At 64.4% G+C, this 16,651-nt stretch carries 15 protein-coding genes and 5 tRNA genes; 8 read left to right on the forward strand and 12 right to left on the reverse strand.

All coding sequences use genetic code 11. The features are described 5' to 3' along the window. Positions 1–51 precede the first annotated feature (51 nt). The 5 genes from KVP70_RS26590 (at position 52) to KVP70_RS26610 (ending at position 613) form a co-directional block, all read left to right on the forward strand. Positions 52–127 (forward strand) — tRNA-Gly (locus tag KVP70_RS26590). 66 nt (positions 128–193) lie between these two features. After that, positions 194–269 (forward strand) — tRNA-Gly (locus tag KVP70_RS26595). Between the two features lie 45 nt (positions 270–314). Continuing rightward, positions 315–390: transfer RNA gene (locus tag KVP70_RS26600), tRNA-Gly, on the forward strand. 56 nt (positions 391–446) lie between these two features. Next, a tRNA-Cys gene (locus tag KVP70_RS26605) sits at positions 447–520 on the forward strand. Between the two features lie 17 nt (positions 521–537). Continuing rightward, positions 538–613: transfer RNA gene (locus KVP70_RS26610), tRNA-Gly, on the forward strand. A gap of 84 nt (positions 614–697) precedes the next feature. On the opposite strand, the gene KVP70_RS26615 is transcribed toward KVP70_RS26610, so the two are convergent. After that, positions 698–1,651, reverse strand: coding sequence for an ATPase (locus KVP70_RS26615; RefSeq protein ID WP_217945429.1), 954 nt, complete (start codon positions 1,649–1,651; stop codon positions 698–700). Between the two features lie 43 nt (positions 1,652–1,694). Next, complete coding sequence (locus KVP70_RS26620; protein ID WP_217945430.1) at positions 1,695–1,934, reverse strand: hypothetical protein; 240 nt, start codon at positions 1,932–1,934, stop codon at positions 1,695–1,697. A gap of 174 nt (positions 1,935–2,108) precedes the next feature. On the opposite strand from KVP70_RS26620, the gene KVP70_RS26625 reads away from it, so the two are divergent. The 3 genes from KVP70_RS26625 to KVP70_RS26635 all read left to right on the forward strand — a co-directional run bounded on the left by KVP70_RS26625 (position 2,109) and on the right by KVP70_RS26635 (position 3,861). Beyond that, on the forward strand, positions 2,109–2,264 hold the full coding sequence (locus tag KVP70_RS26625; protein ID WP_217945431.1) for an AbrB/MazE/SpoVT family DNA-binding domain-containing protein: 156 nt from the start codon (positions 2,109–2,111) through the stop codon (positions 2,262–2,264). A 163-nt stretch (positions 2,265–2,427) separates the two neighbouring features. Beyond that, entirely contained in the window at positions 2,428–3,384 is a 957-nt protein-coding gene (locus KVP70_RS26630; protein WP_217945432.1) for a sensor domain-containing diguanylate cyclase, read from the forward strand. A 36-nt stretch (positions 3,385–3,420) separates the two neighbouring features. After that, positions 3,421–3,861 carry an FKBP-type peptidyl-prolyl cis-trans isomerase gene (locus KVP70_RS26635; RefSeq protein ID WP_217945433.1) on the forward strand — a complete coding sequence of 147 codons (441 nt, stop codon included), beginning with the start codon at positions 3,421–3,423 and terminating at the stop codon, positions 3,859–3,861. A 31-nt stretch (positions 3,862–3,892) separates the two neighbouring features. On the opposite strand, the gene KVP70_RS26640 is transcribed toward KVP70_RS26635, so the two are convergent. The 10 genes from KVP70_RS26640 to KVP70_RS26685 form a co-directional block, all read right to left on the reverse strand. Beyond that, positions 3,893–6,391 carry a transporter substrate-binding domain-containing protein gene (locus KVP70_RS26640; RefSeq protein WP_217945434.1) on the reverse strand — a complete coding sequence of 833 codons (2,499 nt, stop codon included), beginning with the start codon at positions 6,389–6,391 and terminating at the stop codon, positions 3,893–3,895. A 24-nt stretch (positions 6,392–6,415) separates the two neighbouring features. After that, positions 6,416–8,953 carry an EAL domain-containing protein gene (locus tag KVP70_RS26645; RefSeq protein ID WP_217945435.1) on the reverse strand — a complete coding sequence of 846 codons (2,538 nt, stop codon included), beginning with the start codon at positions 8,951–8,953 and terminating at the stop codon, positions 6,416–6,418. A 199-nt stretch (positions 8,954–9,152) separates the two neighbouring features. Then, positions 9,153–10,181 carry an FAD:protein FMN transferase gene (locus KVP70_RS26650; RefSeq protein ID WP_217945436.1) on the reverse strand — a complete coding sequence of 343 codons (1,029 nt, stop codon included), beginning with the start codon at positions 10,179–10,181 and terminating at the stop codon, positions 9,153–9,155. A gap of 17 nt (positions 10,182–10,198) precedes the next feature. Continuing rightward, positions 10,199–10,585: a c-type cytochrome gene (locus tag KVP70_RS26655; RefSeq protein ID WP_217945437.1), complete on the reverse strand. Its 387-nt coding sequence runs from the start codon at positions 10,583–10,585 to the stop codon at positions 10,199–10,201. 122 nt (positions 10,586–10,707) lie between these two features. Further along, the gene (locus KVP70_RS26660) at positions 10,708–11,232 is read right to left on the reverse strand and encodes a hypothetical protein (protein WP_217945438.1); all 525 of its coding nucleotides are present in this window, start codon (positions 11,230–11,232) and stop codon (positions 10,708–10,710) included. Next, positions 11,216–12,418, reverse strand: coding sequence for a hypothetical protein (locus KVP70_RS26665; RefSeq protein ID WP_217945439.1), 1,203 nt, complete (start codon positions 12,416–12,418; stop codon positions 11,216–11,218). Before KVP70_RS26665 ends, KVP70_RS26660 begins: the two co-directional genes overlap by 17 nt. 22 nt (positions 12,419–12,440) lie before the next feature. Continuing rightward, entirely contained in the window at positions 12,441–14,567 is a 2,127-nt protein-coding gene (locus KVP70_RS26670) for a TonB-dependent receptor (protein WP_229225113.1), read from the reverse strand. A gap of 42 nt (positions 14,568–14,609) precedes the next feature. Continuing rightward, positions 14,610–15,290, reverse strand: a complete 681-nt coding sequence (locus KVP70_RS26675) for an energy transducer TonB (RefSeq protein ID WP_217945440.1) — start codon at positions 15,288–15,290, stop codon at positions 14,610–14,612. Positions 15,291–15,300: 10 nt separating this feature from the next. Further along, positions 15,301–15,831: a nitrous oxide reductase accessory protein NosL gene (locus KVP70_RS26680; protein ID WP_217945441.1), complete on the reverse strand. Its 531-nt coding sequence runs from the start codon at positions 15,829–15,831 to the stop codon at positions 15,301–15,303. Next, positions 15,828–16,643, reverse strand: a complete 816-nt coding sequence (locus KVP70_RS26685) for an ABC transporter permease (RefSeq protein ID WP_217945442.1) — start codon at positions 16,641–16,643, stop codon at positions 15,828–15,830. The genes KVP70_RS26680 and KVP70_RS26685 overlap by 4 nt, the downstream gene beginning before the upstream one ends. Positions 16,644–16,651 lie beyond the last annotated feature (8 nt).

Raw genomic sequence — 16,651 nt, forward strand, 5'->3', positions numbered from 1 at the left:
ACAGATGCCATGGATCATCTATAATGCTGGCCTGTTGTTGATGACAGCGACGCGGGAGTAGCTCAGTTGGTAGAGCGCAACCTTGCCAAGGTTGAGGTCGAGAGTTCGAGACTCTTCTCCCGCTCCAAGTTATCAAGAACTAAGTAGCACTGGCAATAATGACCGCTAGCTGCTATGATGTTGGACTCCAAATGCGGGAGTAGCTCAGTTGGTAGAGCGCAACCTTGCCAAGGTTGAGGTCGAGAGTTCGAGACTCTTCTCCCGCTCCAGTTTCTTTGAGACTGGTTGGCGCAGTAAAAATCAGTAGCTCCAATGCGGGAGTAGCTCAGTTGGTAGAGCGCAACCTTGCCAAGGTTGAGGTCGAGAGTTCGAGACTCTTCTCCCGCTCCAGAATTCCGGATCGCAGCGCGTAACCCCGCTGTGCGTCTTAGTAAATAGTTTCCTCTGGCGAGGTAGCAAAGCGGTTATGCAGCGGCCTGCAAAGCCGTCTAGGTCGGTTCGACTCCGATCCTCGCCTCCAGACAATTTGAACTCCAAGCGGGAGTAGCTCAGTTGGTAGAGCGCAACCTTGCCAAGGTTGAGGTCGAGAGTTCGAGACTCTTCTCCCGCTCCAGTATGTAGAAGGGCAGCCGATGTGGCTGCCCTTTTTGCATTTCAAGAACGGTGTCAGCATTCACGGGTTGCGCTGTACACCTGATCAGTTTGCAGTTTGCGCCTGCCGCGTAACGAGCGGAACATTTTCGGTTGAATAGCGGACCGTAAGGAACTCTCCATCTTGATAGGCGACGGGTAGCTGACCTTGCGTCCTGTTTGCTGTCTCGAGCATCAGTCGATCATGAAGTACCGTCTGATTTTGGGCTGCATCGTAGTGCGCGATGAAATAGTCGGTGGTAGTCAGTACCACGCCATCATAGGCCCCTCTCAACTCATCAGTATCAGCCAATTGGTAGCCCGTTCGAGCAAGCGCATCCATTAGTTGGTCCATTTCCTCTTCGCGTCGTTGCAGAGGTCTGACCAACTTTTCAATCACCCAGTCTTCGGCGCCATCTGCGATGGAGAACTGTCCACCGCGTTCAATGACCACCTGTAGCGTGGCGCCTTTACCGTCGATACTATTGTCGTAGACGTAGACGGCATCGGCAATTTCCGCTGCGCGTGGCAGTAGCGCGAGCGTACGATGGTAGCGAACGCGCACCTTATCTGGCTTGACGTAATGGCCGGTGGTGCTGCCTGTTTCGTAGCGAAATTTTACCCGCTCGACGTTCTTCTCGGGATCGTCGGTGGTGATGAAGGTCAGAAACAGATGGTAGCCCTGTTCCTTGAGCATCAGCATTTCATTGATACGTGAAGGGTGTGACATAACCGTTTCGAATGCAAACGGCAATCGTCCGGCGATTGCTTCGGCGCGCGCTGCCATCGCTGCGCGTTGGGCCGCCTCGTCGCGGGCATTTTGATCCGCAAATTCACCCTTCAGGTCTTTGGCCACCTGGTCTGGATTGATAAAATGCTCTGGCAATGGCACCACGCCGCGCATGGTTGCGAGGCCGGTTAGCTTAAGTTCGTCTATTAGTGATGTTTTGCCAGACCCATTCGGACCAGCGAACATTACGACCAGAGGGCCTATTTCTGCAGCGGTTTTTTCGAAGGTCATGGCAAAAAACGCGACCAAAGCCGCGTTTTCAGAAAGAAGGCGGTTATTTTTGGTCAGCCAGTCTTCGACTAGCGTAGCTCGCCACGTCAAAATTAATGGCTTTGTTCACGTCACGCTTCGGCGTCAATTCAGCGCGCCGTTTGATCTGGGCAAGCGTGTGTTCCATGTTGCCAACGATGGCCAGGTCCCATTGCTTCACCGTCGCGCCTAGAAATGGTGCATTTCCCTTTAACGTAGTGGGAGAACGGAACCGATCAGCAGAGCCGGGCGTCTTGAGTTTCATGAAATTTCTCCTACTGAGATGTTTTCATTATAGACCAAAGCGGATAGAAGGCCTCGGGCTTGATCGGTTCGACTCCGATCCTCGCCTTTAGAAAATGGAACGCCACGCGGGGGATCGTTTCCGTTGATATGGAACGGTCCATGTAGATACTTGTGGATGCATCCGGAGGATACTATGGCAAAGTCAGTAAATCTTACCGTTCAGCAGTGGGGCAATAGCCTGGCGGTGCGTATCCCGACAGCGATTGCCCGATCCGCGCATTTGTCGGTGGGGCAGCCGGTTGAGATGGTGTTGGACGAATCTGGCATTGCGATACGTGTAATCGTATGACTGGAAATGCCGGGGAGCGAAAGCGCATCCGATGAGACAGGCGCCGGAAGATGTGTTTATCCTGGCCCGCGCTGCGCTGAACCCGATCATCGCGATAGGATAGCGGTGTGAGGTCGCCGCATTTAGGGCACAATGGCGCCGTTCCCGCTCATTCCCGCGATTCATGACCTCTCCGCATCCAGACTCCGAAGCCGTCGCCGACACCGATCCCAGCGTCTATCGCACCCTGCTTGAATCGACCCGCGCCATCCCTTGGCGGATCGATTGGGCCAGCATGCGTTTCACCTACATCGGCCCGCAGATCGAAGAGCTGCTGGGCTGGAAACAGTCGAGCTGGCTGACGGTGAACGACTGGGCCGACCGTATCCACGAAGATGACCGGCAGAAGACGGTCGATTTCTGTGTCGCCCAGTCGCAAAAGGGCGTGGACCACGAAGCCGACTACCGCGCACTGACGCGCGATGGCGACCAGGTCTGGATCCGCGACGTGGTGCACGTGGTGCGGCATGCCGATGGCGGCGTCGACGCGCTGGCGGGATTCATGTTCGACATCACCGCGCGCAAGCAAGCCGAAGACAAGATCCTGCAGCTGCAGCGCGAGCTGGAAGTGCTGTCCTACCGCGACAGCCTGACCGGCGTGGCCAACCGCCGCATGTTCGACACCCTGTATCCGGTCGAATGGGCCAAAGCGCGCGCCACCGGCGAGCCGCTGTCGCTGCTGGTCATCGACATCGATTACTTCAAGCAGTACAACGACCACTACGGCCATGTGCAGGGCGATGAATGCCTGCGCCGCGTGGCCCAGGCATTGGACAGCTGCGCCTCCCGCACGCGCGACCTGTGCGCGCGCTTCGGCGGCGAGGAATTTGTGCTGCTGCTGCCGGCCACCGACGAGGACGCCGCCCGCAACGTGGCCGAGCGCTGCCGCAGACTGTTGCAGCACAAGGAAATCCCGCACGCCCGCTCGGGCGTCGGCCGCGCGGTCACCGTCAGCATGGGTGTCGGCACCATCGTGCCCGGCGCCCATGACGACCGCAACGTCTTCCTGGACCGGGTCGACCGCCGCCTCTACCAGGCCAAGTCCGCCGGGCGCGACCGGATCTGCGACACCGAGACTTGATCAATTCCCGATTTACATTCCACCCGAAAGTACAAGATGAAACAACTGCTGTCCACCTGCGTTATCGGCCTCACCCTGACCTTGGCCCTGGCCGGCTGCGAGCGCGCCAAGGCGCCGCAAACCGCCGCTGCCGACGCCGCACCTTTGCAAAAGATCGACACCGTGGTCGGCACCGGCAAGGAAGCATTGGCCGGCGTCACCGCCGTGGTCAACTACACCGGCTGGCTGTACCTGCCGGCAGCGCCGGCGCAGCACGGCGCGCAGTTCGATTCCTCCATCGGGCGCGAGCCGTTCAGCTTCCCGCTGGGCGCCAGCCGCGTCATTCCTGGTTGGGATGAAGGCGTCAAGGGCATGAAGGTCGGCGGCAAGCGCACGCTGATCGTGCCGGCCGCCATGGGCTACGGCGAAAACGGCGCCGGCCCGATCCCGCCGAACGCCACCCTGATCTTCGACGTCGAGCTGCTGGACGTGCGCTGAGTCCCACGCACGCGGAATCACGGCCGGGTATTCATGGCGGCGTCCTGATTTTATGCGCGTCAACCAGCCGCTTGATTGCTTCCAGGTAGGCTGGAAGTCGGGTAACCAGCTGGCGCGCCAGCCTCAAGTCGCCATCGGTTCGCTTTGCTTCCAGCAAGCGTCCGAGCTCGGCCAATCCCGTTGCGCCGGCGGCGCTCGCGGTTGACTTGATCCGATGGCCCAACGCACCGATCGCCGCGCTGTCCTGCTGTGACAGGGCCACATTGATCTCCGTGATAGCCTGCTGTAGCGAGTCAATAAATACGTCGACATAACGCTCCAGGCGCTCCGGGGCGTTGACACAAAGGCCGGATAATACCGACAGGTCAAAATCCTCAGGTCCCAGCTGCGGCGCGGCATCAACCGGGTGCACCTGCGGGCCTGAAGCTTCCACCGGCTGCGCTGCAGTTGCCGGCCCGGATCCGGACCGGCCTGCCCATTTCAGGAGCATGTCAAATAACAGCGTAGCGTCGATGGGTTTGCTGACCACGTCATTCATGCCTGACGCGATATATTGCTGGCGCTCCTCGCTGCGCGCGTTGGCAGTGAGCGCGATCACCGGCAGTGCGCGTAGGGCCGGATCTGCGCGGATATGCTTGATCGCCTCCAGGCCATCCATCTCCGGCATCTGAATGTCCATCAACACGCAATCGAAAACTCGCTGGCGCAACAGGTCCAGCGCTTGGGCGCCGTGATCGGCGACGGTGACCTGCGCTCCCGCGTCGGTCAGCATGTCGTACCCGACTTGTTGGTTGAGCAAATTGTCTTCCGTCAGTAAAATACGCATCCCGCGCAAGCAGGCGCCATGCCTGGGCGCCTGCGCGACGTCGTTGTCGAGCGGCGTGCGGCCGAAGGCGAGGCGTATTTCGCACCAGAAGGTGCTGCCTTGCCCGAGTTGGCTCTGCATGCCGACGGTGCCCCCCATCAGCGCCACCAGTTGCTTGCTGATGATGAGTCCGAGGCCGGTTCCACCGTAGCGGCGAGTGGTGGTGGTGTCGGCCTGTTGGAACGGCTGGAACAATTTTTCCTGCTCGACGTCACTGATGCCCGGACCGTGGTCGCGCACTTCGACGCGGACCAGGCTGTCACTGTCGTCCTTGCCCGCTTCCGTGGCGGTGATCACGATCTCGCCGCGGGAGGAAAATTTTACGGCGTTGTTGGCGAAGTTCAGCAGCACCTGGGTCAGGCGCAGCGGATCGCCGCGCAGGTAGCGCGGCAACCTCGGATCGATTTCCAGCCGCATCCGCAAGCTCTTTTCAAGCGCCCTGAACAATACCTGATCGTGCACGTTTTGCAGCACGCCCTTCAGGTCGAAGTCGACGGTCTCGATCTCCAGCTTGCCCGCCTCAATCTTGGAAAAGTCGAGAATGTCGTTGATGATGCCCAGCAAATGTTTGCTCGCCACATCGATCTTTTCCAGATAGTCGCGCTGTTTCGGCTTGAGCTCGGTCTTGAGCGTCAGGTACAGCATTCCGATGACGGCGTTCATCGGTGTACGGATCTCATGGCTCATATTGGCGAGAAAGTTGCCCTTGGCCTGGCTCGACGATTCCGCCAGGTCCTTGGCCGCTTCGAGCTCGCGCGTGCGCAGCGCCACCCGCTGCTCCAGCGTTTCGTTCGCGTGACGCAGCGTGTTTTCGATCCGGCGCTTGTGCGCCAGATAGCCCATCAGGATCAGCACCACGATCAAACCTGGTATCAAATACGGCAAGACATCCTGCAACGACACCTTGTGCTCTTCGTAGATGCCAAACCACTTGTCGTGGATCTGGTCATAAGTGCCGTTCAGCTTAACGATAGACATGCCTTCGTTGATGCTGGCGAGCAGATCGGCATTGCCTTTTTGAACGGCGAACGAGAATTTCTGGGCAAACCCCACCCTTAAATCCAGCGCCTTGACATTCCGTATATCCGTTGCCAGCAGGGTCTGCATCCCCACCAGTTTGCTGATCAGCACGGCGTCGTGCTGGCCCGATGCGAGCAGTCCGAAGCAGTCAGCCGCGGTGCGTTCGACCACCAGCTGACGCTGCCAGCCCTGGCTCAGCGCGTAGTCATGCGCGAGATCGGCTTTCAGCACGATGATCGCCTTGCCGGCCAAGTCCGCTTCGGTGCTGATGCCGGAGCTACCCTTGCGCACAAATACGGCGCCGTTGACTGTCACGTGCGGCACCGTGAAATCGGCAAACTCGCGCCGCGCGCGGGACTGCGCAAGATTGATCAGCACATCGATTTTGCCATCCTTGAATTCCTGCAAAATCTGATCGAAGGGAGCGACGCGCAAGATATAGGGCAGCCCCCGTTCCTTGGCCACCGCCTGCCACAACTCCACCGTAAACCCGCCCGCCGTGGCGCTGGTGGTGCCGGTGGAAAACGGCGGGAATTCCTCTTCGCTGCCCACCACCAGCGTTCGCGCCTGCTGATCCTGCCCCAGCGCGGCGCCCGACGCCAACAGCAGCAGCGCCAGCAGCCACGATTTCGCCCTTGGCGTCATGACGATCTCCCGTTTAATGCATCGCTAGGCCTGTTGCCCGGCCCCCGGCATTGCTGGTTGGTCCGGATTGCCATGCAGCCGCCAATGGTGGGCAAACGCTTCCCGAACGTGGTCGCGCAGTTGCTGGTCGTCCCATGGCTTGGTGAAGAAACGGTACACGGCGCCCCGGTTGATGGCGTCGATGACCGACTCCAGCTCGGTATAGCCGGAGAGAATAATGCGGACCGTGTCCGGATGCAGTTCCTTGACCTTCGACAGAAAGTCCGTGCCGGACATGATGGGCATGCGTTGATCGCTGAGGATCACCTGGACACGGTGCATGGCCAGCAGTTCAAAGGCCTCGAACGGGGACGTGGTCTGTAGTATCTGGTAGTGCTCGTTGCGAAAGACGCGTCTGAGCGCGCTCAGTATGTGCGGTTCGTCATCCAGCAGCAGGATGGTGCGCTCGGGCTCGGCGCCACGCGGCAGCACGGGGCGGTTCTGCTGGTGACGCAGCATTTCCGTCAGCGCCGCCGCGGGCACCGGCTTGCTGAAATAAAAGCCCTGCACGTCATCGCATTTGATCGCGTTGAGGAAACCCAGCTGCCCCTGCGTCTCGACGCCTTCGGCGACCGTTTTCATCTTCAGGGACTTGGCCATCAGGACGATGGTCCTGGTCAGCGACGCATCGTTGGGGTCGGTCGTAATACTACGGACAAAGCTGCGGTCTATCTTGATGACGTCGATGGGAAAGCGCTTCAGGTAAGCCAGGCTTGAATAGCCGGTGCCAAAGTCGTCGAGCGTGAGCGTGACGCCGATGGCCTTGATGTCCTTCAGCGCCGCCAGCATGCTGTCGCTGTCGCCCATCAGCATACTCTCGGTTAATTCAAGCTCCAGGTGCCGGGGCGCCAGCCCGGTCTCGGCCAGGATGCGCGTCACCAGGGCGGCAACGTCCTGCTGGTCGAACTGAATGGCCGACAGATTGACCGCGACCGTCATCTCGTCAAACCCCATATCGTGCCATTGCCTGGCCTGGACGCAGGCCGTGTGCAATACCCATTCGCCTATCGGGCCGATCAAGCCGGTCTTCTCGGCCAGCGAAATAAAGCTGCCGGGCTGGACCATGCCGTTCTGTGGATGGTTCCAGCGGACCAACGCTTCCACGCCGCTGAACCTGCCGCTGCAAAGATTGACCTTGGGCTGGTAGTAGACCTCGAACTGCTGCTGCTCAAGCGCCACGCGCAGCGCATTTTCCATTTCGACATATTGCTCGATGCGGCGTCCCATTTCCTGTGCGTAAAATTTAAAGCAATTGCGTCCACTTTCCTTGGCCTCGTACATGGCCACGTCGGCGTTCCTCAAGACGACGTCGACGTCATCGCCGTCATCGGGGTACAGGCAGACGCCGATGCTGGCTGTCACATGCAGTTTGCGAGCGTCTACCAGGAAGGGCTCGGCGAACAGGTCCAGGGCTCTTTGCGCCGAGTGCAGCACGTCACGGTTGTGGACCATCTCTGGAAAGATCAGCACGAATTCGTCTGCGCCGAAACGTGCGACGGTGTCGGACTCGCGGACTGCCGCCTTGGCGCGCGCGGCCACTGCTTGCAGCAAGCCGTTGCCAACGGCAAGGCCGTGACTGTCGTTGATCAATTTGAAGCCATCCAGATTAAGGCACAGAACAACCACGCGATGACCGTTGCGACGGGCCTGGAGGATGGCCTGGTTCATGCGGTCCTCCAGTAGATTGCGGTTGGGGAGGTCGGTCAGCTCGTCATAATTGGCGAGGTAGTGAATGCGTTCCTCGGCCAGCTTGCGCTGGGTGATGTCCTGCAAGGTACCGCTCATCGACAGGGCCTGGCCATCCAGACCAAACAAGACGTCGCCCTTGCCGTGCACGGCACGCACCGCACCGTCCGACCGGAGCAAGCGATATTCCAGGTCGTAGGCAATCCCGTGTTCGACTGCGCTATGTAGGGCGTTCTCCACCTGCGGCCGGTCTGCCGGATGCACCAGCGCCAGGAAGTTCTGATAGCTTTTGTCGAAGCTGGCAGGACTCACGTCGCAGATGCGGTACATCTCGTCCGACCAGGCCACGAGGCCGGATACTATGTGCCATTCCCAACTGCCGACCGACGATAGCCGTTGCGCCTTTGCCATCTGCACATCGCTCTTGAATACCGACCTGAACGATGCCGCAGCCTTCAGGATGAACCGCACCCGATATTGCAGCAATTGCCAATTGATCGGCTTGCCGACGAAATCGGTGGCGCCGGCCTCGTAAGCTTGGGTGACCGACTCGGCGTCCTCCAGGGCGGTCAGCATGACGATGGGGCAAAACTCCATGTTGGGGAGTTGGCGCGCCTGCCGGCAAACGTCGAAGCCATTGGTGCCAGGCATCACGACATCGAGCAGGATGATATCCGGCGCGTGGATGCCGATGGCGGCGAGGCCGGAGCCGGCATCTTCCGCTTCAATCACTTGCAGGCCGATTTTCTCCATGCAGTCGCGCGCCAGAAGCCGGATAAAGGGATCGTCGTCGATGACCAAGACAATTGCCGCCTGTTCCAAACGTTCATCCTTCATCCAGCTAGCCTCCGTCTGACAAAGATGGCCCAACCCTCAGCCGAGTCTATCAGTACACGTGCGGCGAAAATACGCGCATTGTCACGAACCCGATCGCCGCGGGTTGAAGCGAGCGTGCCGATCCATTGCGCGGCACCAGCGGAATTGTGGCGTTCCGGCAAATACTCCGGACTATGGATGCACGCCGTTTGCCTGTCGACTACGCCTGGCGCAGGCGCGTGCGCATGCCGTCGGACAGCCAAAGCCGGCGGTCGGCGTCGACCATGAAGGCGTCGACGCCGGGCAGCTTGGCCAGGCGCCGCTGTCCCGCCGCCGCGCCGGCGACCATGATGGCCGCGCCCAGGCCGTTGATGGCGGCCAGGTCGTCGCCAACCAGCGCCAGGCCATGCGGCCCCTGGCTCGGGTAGCCGGTGTGCGGGTCGAGGATATGGTGCAGGCGCTTGCCCTGGTACATGAAGTAGCGCTCGTAGTCGCCGGACGCGGCGACAAAGCCGCGCGTCAATTCGACCGCGCCGAGCAGCTGGTCGGGCCGGCGCGGATCGCGCAGGCCGACCCGCCAGGGGCGGCCATCGAGCTTGCCGCTGACCAGCACGTCGCCGCCACCGTTGAGCATGGCGTTGCGCACGCCGTGCGCGTGCAGCCGCTCCAGGCCGGCCTGCAGGATCGGCAGCTTGGCGATGCCGCCCAGGTCGAGCCGCATGCCGCGCTCGCGCAGGTAGGCGGTGCCGCGCCGCCGGTCCAGCCGCAAGCCCTTGCTGCCCACCAGCGGCAGTTGCGCGGCCAGTTGCGCGGCTGTCGGCAGGCCGGGATGGTCGGCGTCGAAATTCCAGTCCTTCAGCGTGCCGACGGTCGCGTCGAAGGCGCCGCCGCTGGCCTGGGCCGCCTGCTGCGCCATCTCCAGCACCCGCATCAGTTCGGGCGGCACTTGCACCGGCTGCACGCCGGCCGCCAGGTTGATCGCGTTGAGCACGCTGTCCTGGCGGTAGCGGCTCATCATGTCGGCCAGCCGCGTCATCTCGGCAAAAGCGGCGTCGGCCGCTTCATTCAAACGACGGCCATCGCCGCCTTGCAAGGTCAGGTCGAGCCGCGTGCCCATCAGGTTGCGCGAGGCCTGGTGAATGCCTGGCTGGACCTGCACCGGCGCCACCACCAGGCCGCAGGCGACCAGCGGCACGGCCAGCATCAGGCGCCGGCGGCGCAGCTGGCTGGCGTCGAGGGGAGTCAACATCGGATTCTCCTGGCCGCTCAGCGCGATTGCCCGACCATGTAGTCGACCGTGGCCTTGACGTCGGCGTCGCTCAGCGTCGCCGAGCCGCCGCGTGCCGGCATCTGGCCCTTGGTTCCGGTGAAGCCTTGCAGCGCATGCTGGTACAGCACGTCCACGCCCTGGGCGATGCGCGGCGCCCAGTCTGCCTTGTCGCCCGGTTTTGGGGCGCCGGCCACATTGGCTGCGTGGCACAGCGAGCAGGTCTTGCTGTAGGTCGCCTTGCCGACGACGTTCTCGGCTGCAGGCGGGGCGGCCGCCACCGCGACGGCGGCGGGCTCAGCGGCTGGCGCCGCCGCCTCTTTTTGGCCGCAGGCGCTCAGTAGTGCCAGGCTCAGGATGCTCAGTAATACGGTCGGGGTTTTCATGTGGTGTTCCTTCGAAAAATGGATGTAGTGAGTGAGAGTGCTTAAAGTGTTGCACGTGGGGATACGTCAATTCCTTGATCCGGATCAAAATGCGGGCCGGATCGCGATTTTCTTAATGTGCGTCAAGGTTGGCGGCCGGGCTGCAGCCAGCGTTCCAGCGCCTGCGCCGAGGGCCGGCCCAGCACCAGTTCGACGGCGCCTTCGTGCGGCAGCAGGGCGACATACGGCGTCATGCCGCGCCAGCCTGGATGGACCGAGTATTGCAGCGCCGTGCCCTGGCCCCGGAACACGAACAGCCGGTCGGCCGCGCGGTAGTGGGGTTCCTGCAGCAGCTCGGGCTGGCCGTCGCCGTCCATCACCACCACCACCAGCGGAACCTTGGGCTGCTGCGGCGCCTGCTGCTGGAGCTGCGCGGCCAGCGCCGCGATGGTGCCCGGACAATGGCCGCAGTCGGTGGTGGAGAACACCACGACCGACGGGCGCGGCAAGTCCTTCTGCAAGCGCTGCCAGCTGCCGGTGTCGAAGCTTTCGATGCGGGCGGCGGCGTGCGCGACGCCGGCCTGGGGCAGCGTCAGCAGCGCCGCCGCCAGCCAGGCGGACCGGTTGCGGAGCGGCCGCGCCGGGCGGATGTCACAGTGCTTCGACATGGCGTTCCTCCGTGGTGTTCCAGATTGCAAACAGCCGGCCGTTCTTTTGCAGCAGTTGCGGGTAGCCGTTGTCGGCGCCGCTGCTGGCCAGTTCGCGCAGGGTGAAATGCCGGCCGTCGTCGTCCGACAGCCAGGCCCGCAGCTGCGTGGCGCTGCCGTCGTAGCTGCGCCAGACGATGGCCAGGCGCGCTCCGCTGGCGAGGATGTCGGCGTGTTCGGCCTGGCTGTCGGGCAGCGCCTGGGCCGCGCCCAGCGGCGCGCCGGACGGGTCCAGCCGGCCGTAGCGCACGTGGCTGACGCCGTCGCGCACGCCGAACCAGACCGCGTGGTAGCCGCCATCAGCGGCCGGCGTCAGCGCCGGGCCGTGGTGCGGGCAGCCGTCGACGGCCCAGTTGTCGTAGCTGGCGCGCACCGGCGTGGCCGCCGCGTTGCCGGCGCCGGGCAGCAGCAGGAAGGCGTGATCGCGGATATTGGGCGCGCTGACATGGCGCCACAGCGCCGCCACCCGGCCGTCCGCCGTGGGCGACAGGGCGATGCGGCAACACTCGCAACTGTGATCGGACAGCCGCAGGTCGGGACCGAAGCTGGCGCCGCCGTCCAGCGAGACGTTGCGGTACAGCGTGGCGCCGCGATAATTGGCGCTGCCGCCGCTTGTCGTGGCGGTCGTGGCCGCGGTGGTCGCGGCCAGCTTGTCGCGGCCGTCGATCCACACCGTGTGCAGCGCGCCGGCGGCGTCGAAGGCCATGGCGGCGTAGCTGTGGCTGGTCGGCTGGCGGTCCTGGTGCAGCGTGACCGGCGCGGCGAAATGCGCGCCGCCGTCGGTCGAGCGCAGCAGGCGGATCTCGGCCGCGTACTTTTGCGCCAGCGGACGGGCATAGCTGATCAGCACCACGCCTTGCGGCCCGAACAGGATTTTCGGCGGTCCTTCGCCGCTGGTCTTGATCGGATCGCCGGCGGTGTCCAGCAGAAGTGGCGGCAGCCAGTGGCGGCCGTCGTCGGCGCTGCGGTGGACGGCCAGCCGGCCCTGCGCGTCCAGCTGCACGCTCCACAGCGTGCCGTCCGGCGCGAAGGCGTTGCCGGCGTAGGGCGCCGGCGTAGCAGCCGCTGTTGCTGTTGCATGCGCGGCCAGCGCCGCCAGCCCGAAGGCGGCCAGCGCGCGGCGCGGCTTGGGAAGAGAGATGGTCATGGTGGGCCTCGGTGTCATGGCGTCAGTGTTTGCCGTAGGTGTAGTTCAGCCCCAGCATGACACTGCGCGGCGCGCCCGGTGTGTAGGCGTTCTGGCTGTCGGGCAGGTAGGCGCCGAGGCCGGTATAGGCGCTGCTGGCGTTGTCGGCGTAGCGGCGGTCGCTCAGGTTGCGCACCTGCAGCCACACTTCCCAGCCGCCGGCCAGCACCTGGTTGGCGCGCAGGTTGAGCAGGGTGTGGCCGCCATAGCGCACGGTGTTGGCATTGTTCATCCAGTAGCGGCCCTGGTGCAGCAGCTCCAGCGCGACGCGCGCGCCGGCGGCCGGGCGGTAGCCCAGCTCGGCGCTGCTGATGTCGGCCGGCGCCTGCGGCATCTGCTTGCCGCTGTAGTCCAGGTTGGCCGCCACGCGGTAGGACCGGTAGCGGTGGCTGGCCAGCGCCGTGGCCAGGCGCGCGTCGAACGGGCCGGCGTCATAGTTCAGCCCCAGCTCCAGTCCCTGGCTGCGGGTGCGGCCGGCGTTGCGGTTTTCGCTGTTGCCCGGCGCGATGGTGTAGCTGACGATGGTGTCGCTGCCGTCCAGCCGGTACAGCGCGGCGTTGAGCTTGAGCGCGCCGTCCAGCTGCGTGCTGCGCAGGCCCAGTTCGTAGTTGTTGTAGGTGGCCGGGCGCAGGTCCGGCACGCCGGTCTTGCCGTACAGCTGGCTCAGTTCCGGCGGCGTGAAGCCGCGGCTGAGGTTGGCGTAGACATTGCTGCGCGCGTCGAGCGCGTAGGTTGCGCCCAGTTTCGGGCTGATCCGCGAGAAGCTGCGCGTTTCGCTGGCCGCGCCGTAGTTGTCGCTGCCGGCCGGGGCCAGCGTGTTGCGGTAGTCGTAGCGGATGCGGTCGGCGCGCGCGCCCAGCACCACGCGGGTCGCGGCCAGCGGGCTGGCTTCCCACTGGCCGAACAGCGCGACGTTGCGGATGTCGGCCCGGTAGTCGCGCACGCCCTTGGGATTGAGCAGGTTGGCGTTGCTGTAGCTGAGGTTGTTGCCGCTGGCGGGGTCGCGCAGCACGCGCAGATTGTTGCTGGTGTAGGGCGCGGCGCTGTTGTCGAGGTAGACGCCGGCCAGCAGCCGCGAGGCCAGCCAGACGAAGTCCTGCTGGTGCTTGAGGTCCAGGCCGAGCGAGTCGACATGGCTGTTGTTCTCGCTGCCCTGGCAGACGGTGGCGCCGGCGCTGCAGCCGACCAGGGTGTAGCTGGGCAGCTGGCCGTGGTCGTTCTTGCGCGAGAACAGCGTGACCGTGCTCAGGCCGCGGGCCACGGTCTCGGCCTCCCACGCCAGGTTGGCGCGGGTGCTGATGTCGCGCCGGTAGGTGAAGCGGTTGACGCTCTTGCCGGGCTGGCGCTGGTAGTCGGTCTGGTTCAGGGTGCCCGTCATCGCCGCGTCCAGTTCGGTGTGCACCAAGGTGGCGCGCAGCAGCGCATGGTCGCTCAGCACGTAGTCGCCGCGCAGCGAGAAGGCGTCCTTGTCGCCCCGGCTGTACTGCTGCCAGTTGTCGCCGCTGCGGCGCGCGCTGTAGTGCGAGAAGCGCAGGCCGAGATCGCCCCAGGTGTCGCTGGCGGCGGTGTCGAGGCGCTGGTAGCCGTTGATGTTGTCGCGCCGGACGCTGACGCTGGCATACGGCGTGGGCGAGGGCGCCGCCGTCATGAAGTTGATCGCGCCGCCGACGGCGTTGCTGCCGTACAGCGACGAAGCCGCGCCCTTGACCACCTCGACGCTGTCGGTGCCGGCCAGGTTGATCTCGTTGAGGGCGTTGTGGTTGAACACGCCCAGCGGGCGGATCGGAATGCCGTCCTCCAGGTATTGGTAGACGGCGTTGGTGCTGACCGGCTGGCGGATGCTCATGCTGTGCTGCTCGTTGCCGAGGTCGTTCCAGTAGACGCCGGCGATGCGGTTGACCACCTCGCCCATGGTCTTGGGCCGGTCGCGTTGCAGGATGTCTTGCCGGACCACGCCGATCGCGGCCGGCGTCTCGGCCAGCCTGGTGGCGCCGCGCGAAGCGGACACCACCATCTCTTCCAGTTGTTGCGGTTCAGTGGCGCCGGCGTTGGCCGCGGCGGCCAACATGGCGAGCCCGGCCAGGCGGCGCGGGGAGTAGTGGGTGCTCATGCTGTGTTCCTGTTCTTGGTATCGTGCATTGCATTGCATTGCTTAGCTGTTCAGGCTGAAAGTGAGCGGCACCAGCACGCTGGCCGCGATGGCGTGTTCGCCCAGGCGCGCCGGCACGAAGCGCCAGCGCCGCACGGCGTCCAGCGCGGCCTGGTCGAGGCGGGCGAATCCGCAGCTCTGGCGCACTTCCAGCCGCTCGACCGTGCCCTGCGGGCTGACCTGCACCAGCAGCACCACCTTGCCGGCCTCGCCCTGGCGGCGCGACGCCAGCGGATAGACCGGCTCCGGATTGTTCAGGTAGGCGGCATTGAAGCTGGCCTCGCTGCGCTGTTCCGGCGCGGCGGCCGGCGTGCCGGCCACGGTGGCCACGGCAGCGGCGATGGCGGCGGCAGGCGCGGCGGCGGGAATGGCGGTTTCGGCTATCGCGAGCGTGGCGTCCCTGGGCGGCGCCACGGCGGCCGGGCGTGCCGGCGCGGCCTGCGCCACCACCGGCACCGGCTTGTGCGCGGGGGCGGCCGGCGTCGGCCGGGCGGGGGCCGCGACCAGCATCACGGTCAACATGCCGGCCGGGCGTGGCGCGGCCTTGAGCGTGACGACGCCGCTGGCGTGCAGCGCCGTCAGCAGCAGCGCGAGGTGGGCGGCGCCGACCAGCGCGCCCTTGAGCGCCAGCGCCGGCAGGGTTGCGCTGTCCGCGCTGGAGGGGCCGAGTGAGTAGTGATGCATGGCTGGGTCCCTACATTTTGCTGTCGTGCAGCGCGCCGCCCGACAGGTCGACCATGTCGCGCTTGATCTCGGCGTAGCGCAGGCGGCGCCCGCCCCATTGCGTGACGAAGGTGTCGGCGTCGGCCTGGCGCGAGAAGCTGGCGATCGACGGTCCCATCGAACCTTGGCGCTTGCTGCCCAGCACGTAGAAGCCGGTGCTGGCGTCGAACCAGTGGCCGCGCGGCTGTTCCCAGTCGGTCTTGCCCATGTCCTGCACGAACACGGCCGCCACCGTCCTGACTTGTTCCGGCGCCAGCAGCGTGTGGAACAGTTCGACGGTGTCGCAGAAGTACACCGGCGCGCTCTGGCCGGCGTAGAACAGCTGCGCCTTCGGGCCGGGGTAGTCGACCAGCGGCATGCCGTCGAGGTCGCAGGTGGTGCGGGCGTCGATCTCCAGCGGTGTGGTCAGCGCGGCGGGCACGCGGCGCTGGCAACCGGCCAGCGCGGGCGCCAGCAGCAGGGCGGCGGCGCCGAAGAGGAAGTTGCGGCGGTTGGTTTTCATGAGGTAAATCTCCAGCGCGCCACGGCGAGCGGCGCGATAATCCAGGCAAACATGACGCTGCCCATCATCCACGGCTTGGCCAGGGCAGCGGGAATGATGCTGCTCAGGCCGTACATGGTGCGGACCTCGTCGAGGGAAAAAATGTTCATGATGCGGAACACGTCGGCCGGGTTGAACAGCAGCACGTAGGCGAACAGGTCGCCGCCGTAGCTGCCGCCGCTGGCCACCAGCGCGCCCAGCACGATCAGGTCGAACACCAGCACGTAGAAGAACCACAGCGCGATCGCCAGGCCGGAGGCGCGGGTGCGCTCGCGCGCCAGCACCGACATGCAGACGGCCAGGCTGAGGAAGGCCAGCCCCAGCAGCACCGAGCTGAACATGAAGCCCAGGTAGTGCACCAGGCCGGGCCAGCTGAATTGCTGGTACAGCAGCACCGCCACCAGCGCGAAGCCGGCCAGGGTCGACAAGGTCAGCGCGGCGGCCAGGCCCAGGTATTTGCCCAGCAGCAGTTCGAGCCGGGTCAGCGGCAGCGCCAGCAGCAGGTCCAGCGAGCCGCGCTCGCGTTCGCCGACGATGGCGTCAAAGCCGAGCAGCAGCGCGATCAGCGGGATCAGGTAGATCACCAGGCTGACCAGGCTGCTGATGGTGAGCTCGATCGACTTCAGGCCGATCTCGCCCTGCTGGGCCGCGCCCAGGTAGGTGATCACCAGCGAGAACACGGTGAACACCAGCGCCACCGCCAGCACCCAGCGGTTGCGGATGCGGTCGCGGAATTCCTTCGTGGCCAGCGTGTAGATTTGGGACCATTCCATGGCGGGGA

It is taken from the genome of Duganella violaceipulchra (assembly GCF_019166075.1).
GTDB lineage: Bacteria > Pseudomonadota > Gammaproteobacteria > Burkholderiales > Burkholderiaceae_D > Rugamonas > Rugamonas violaceipulchra.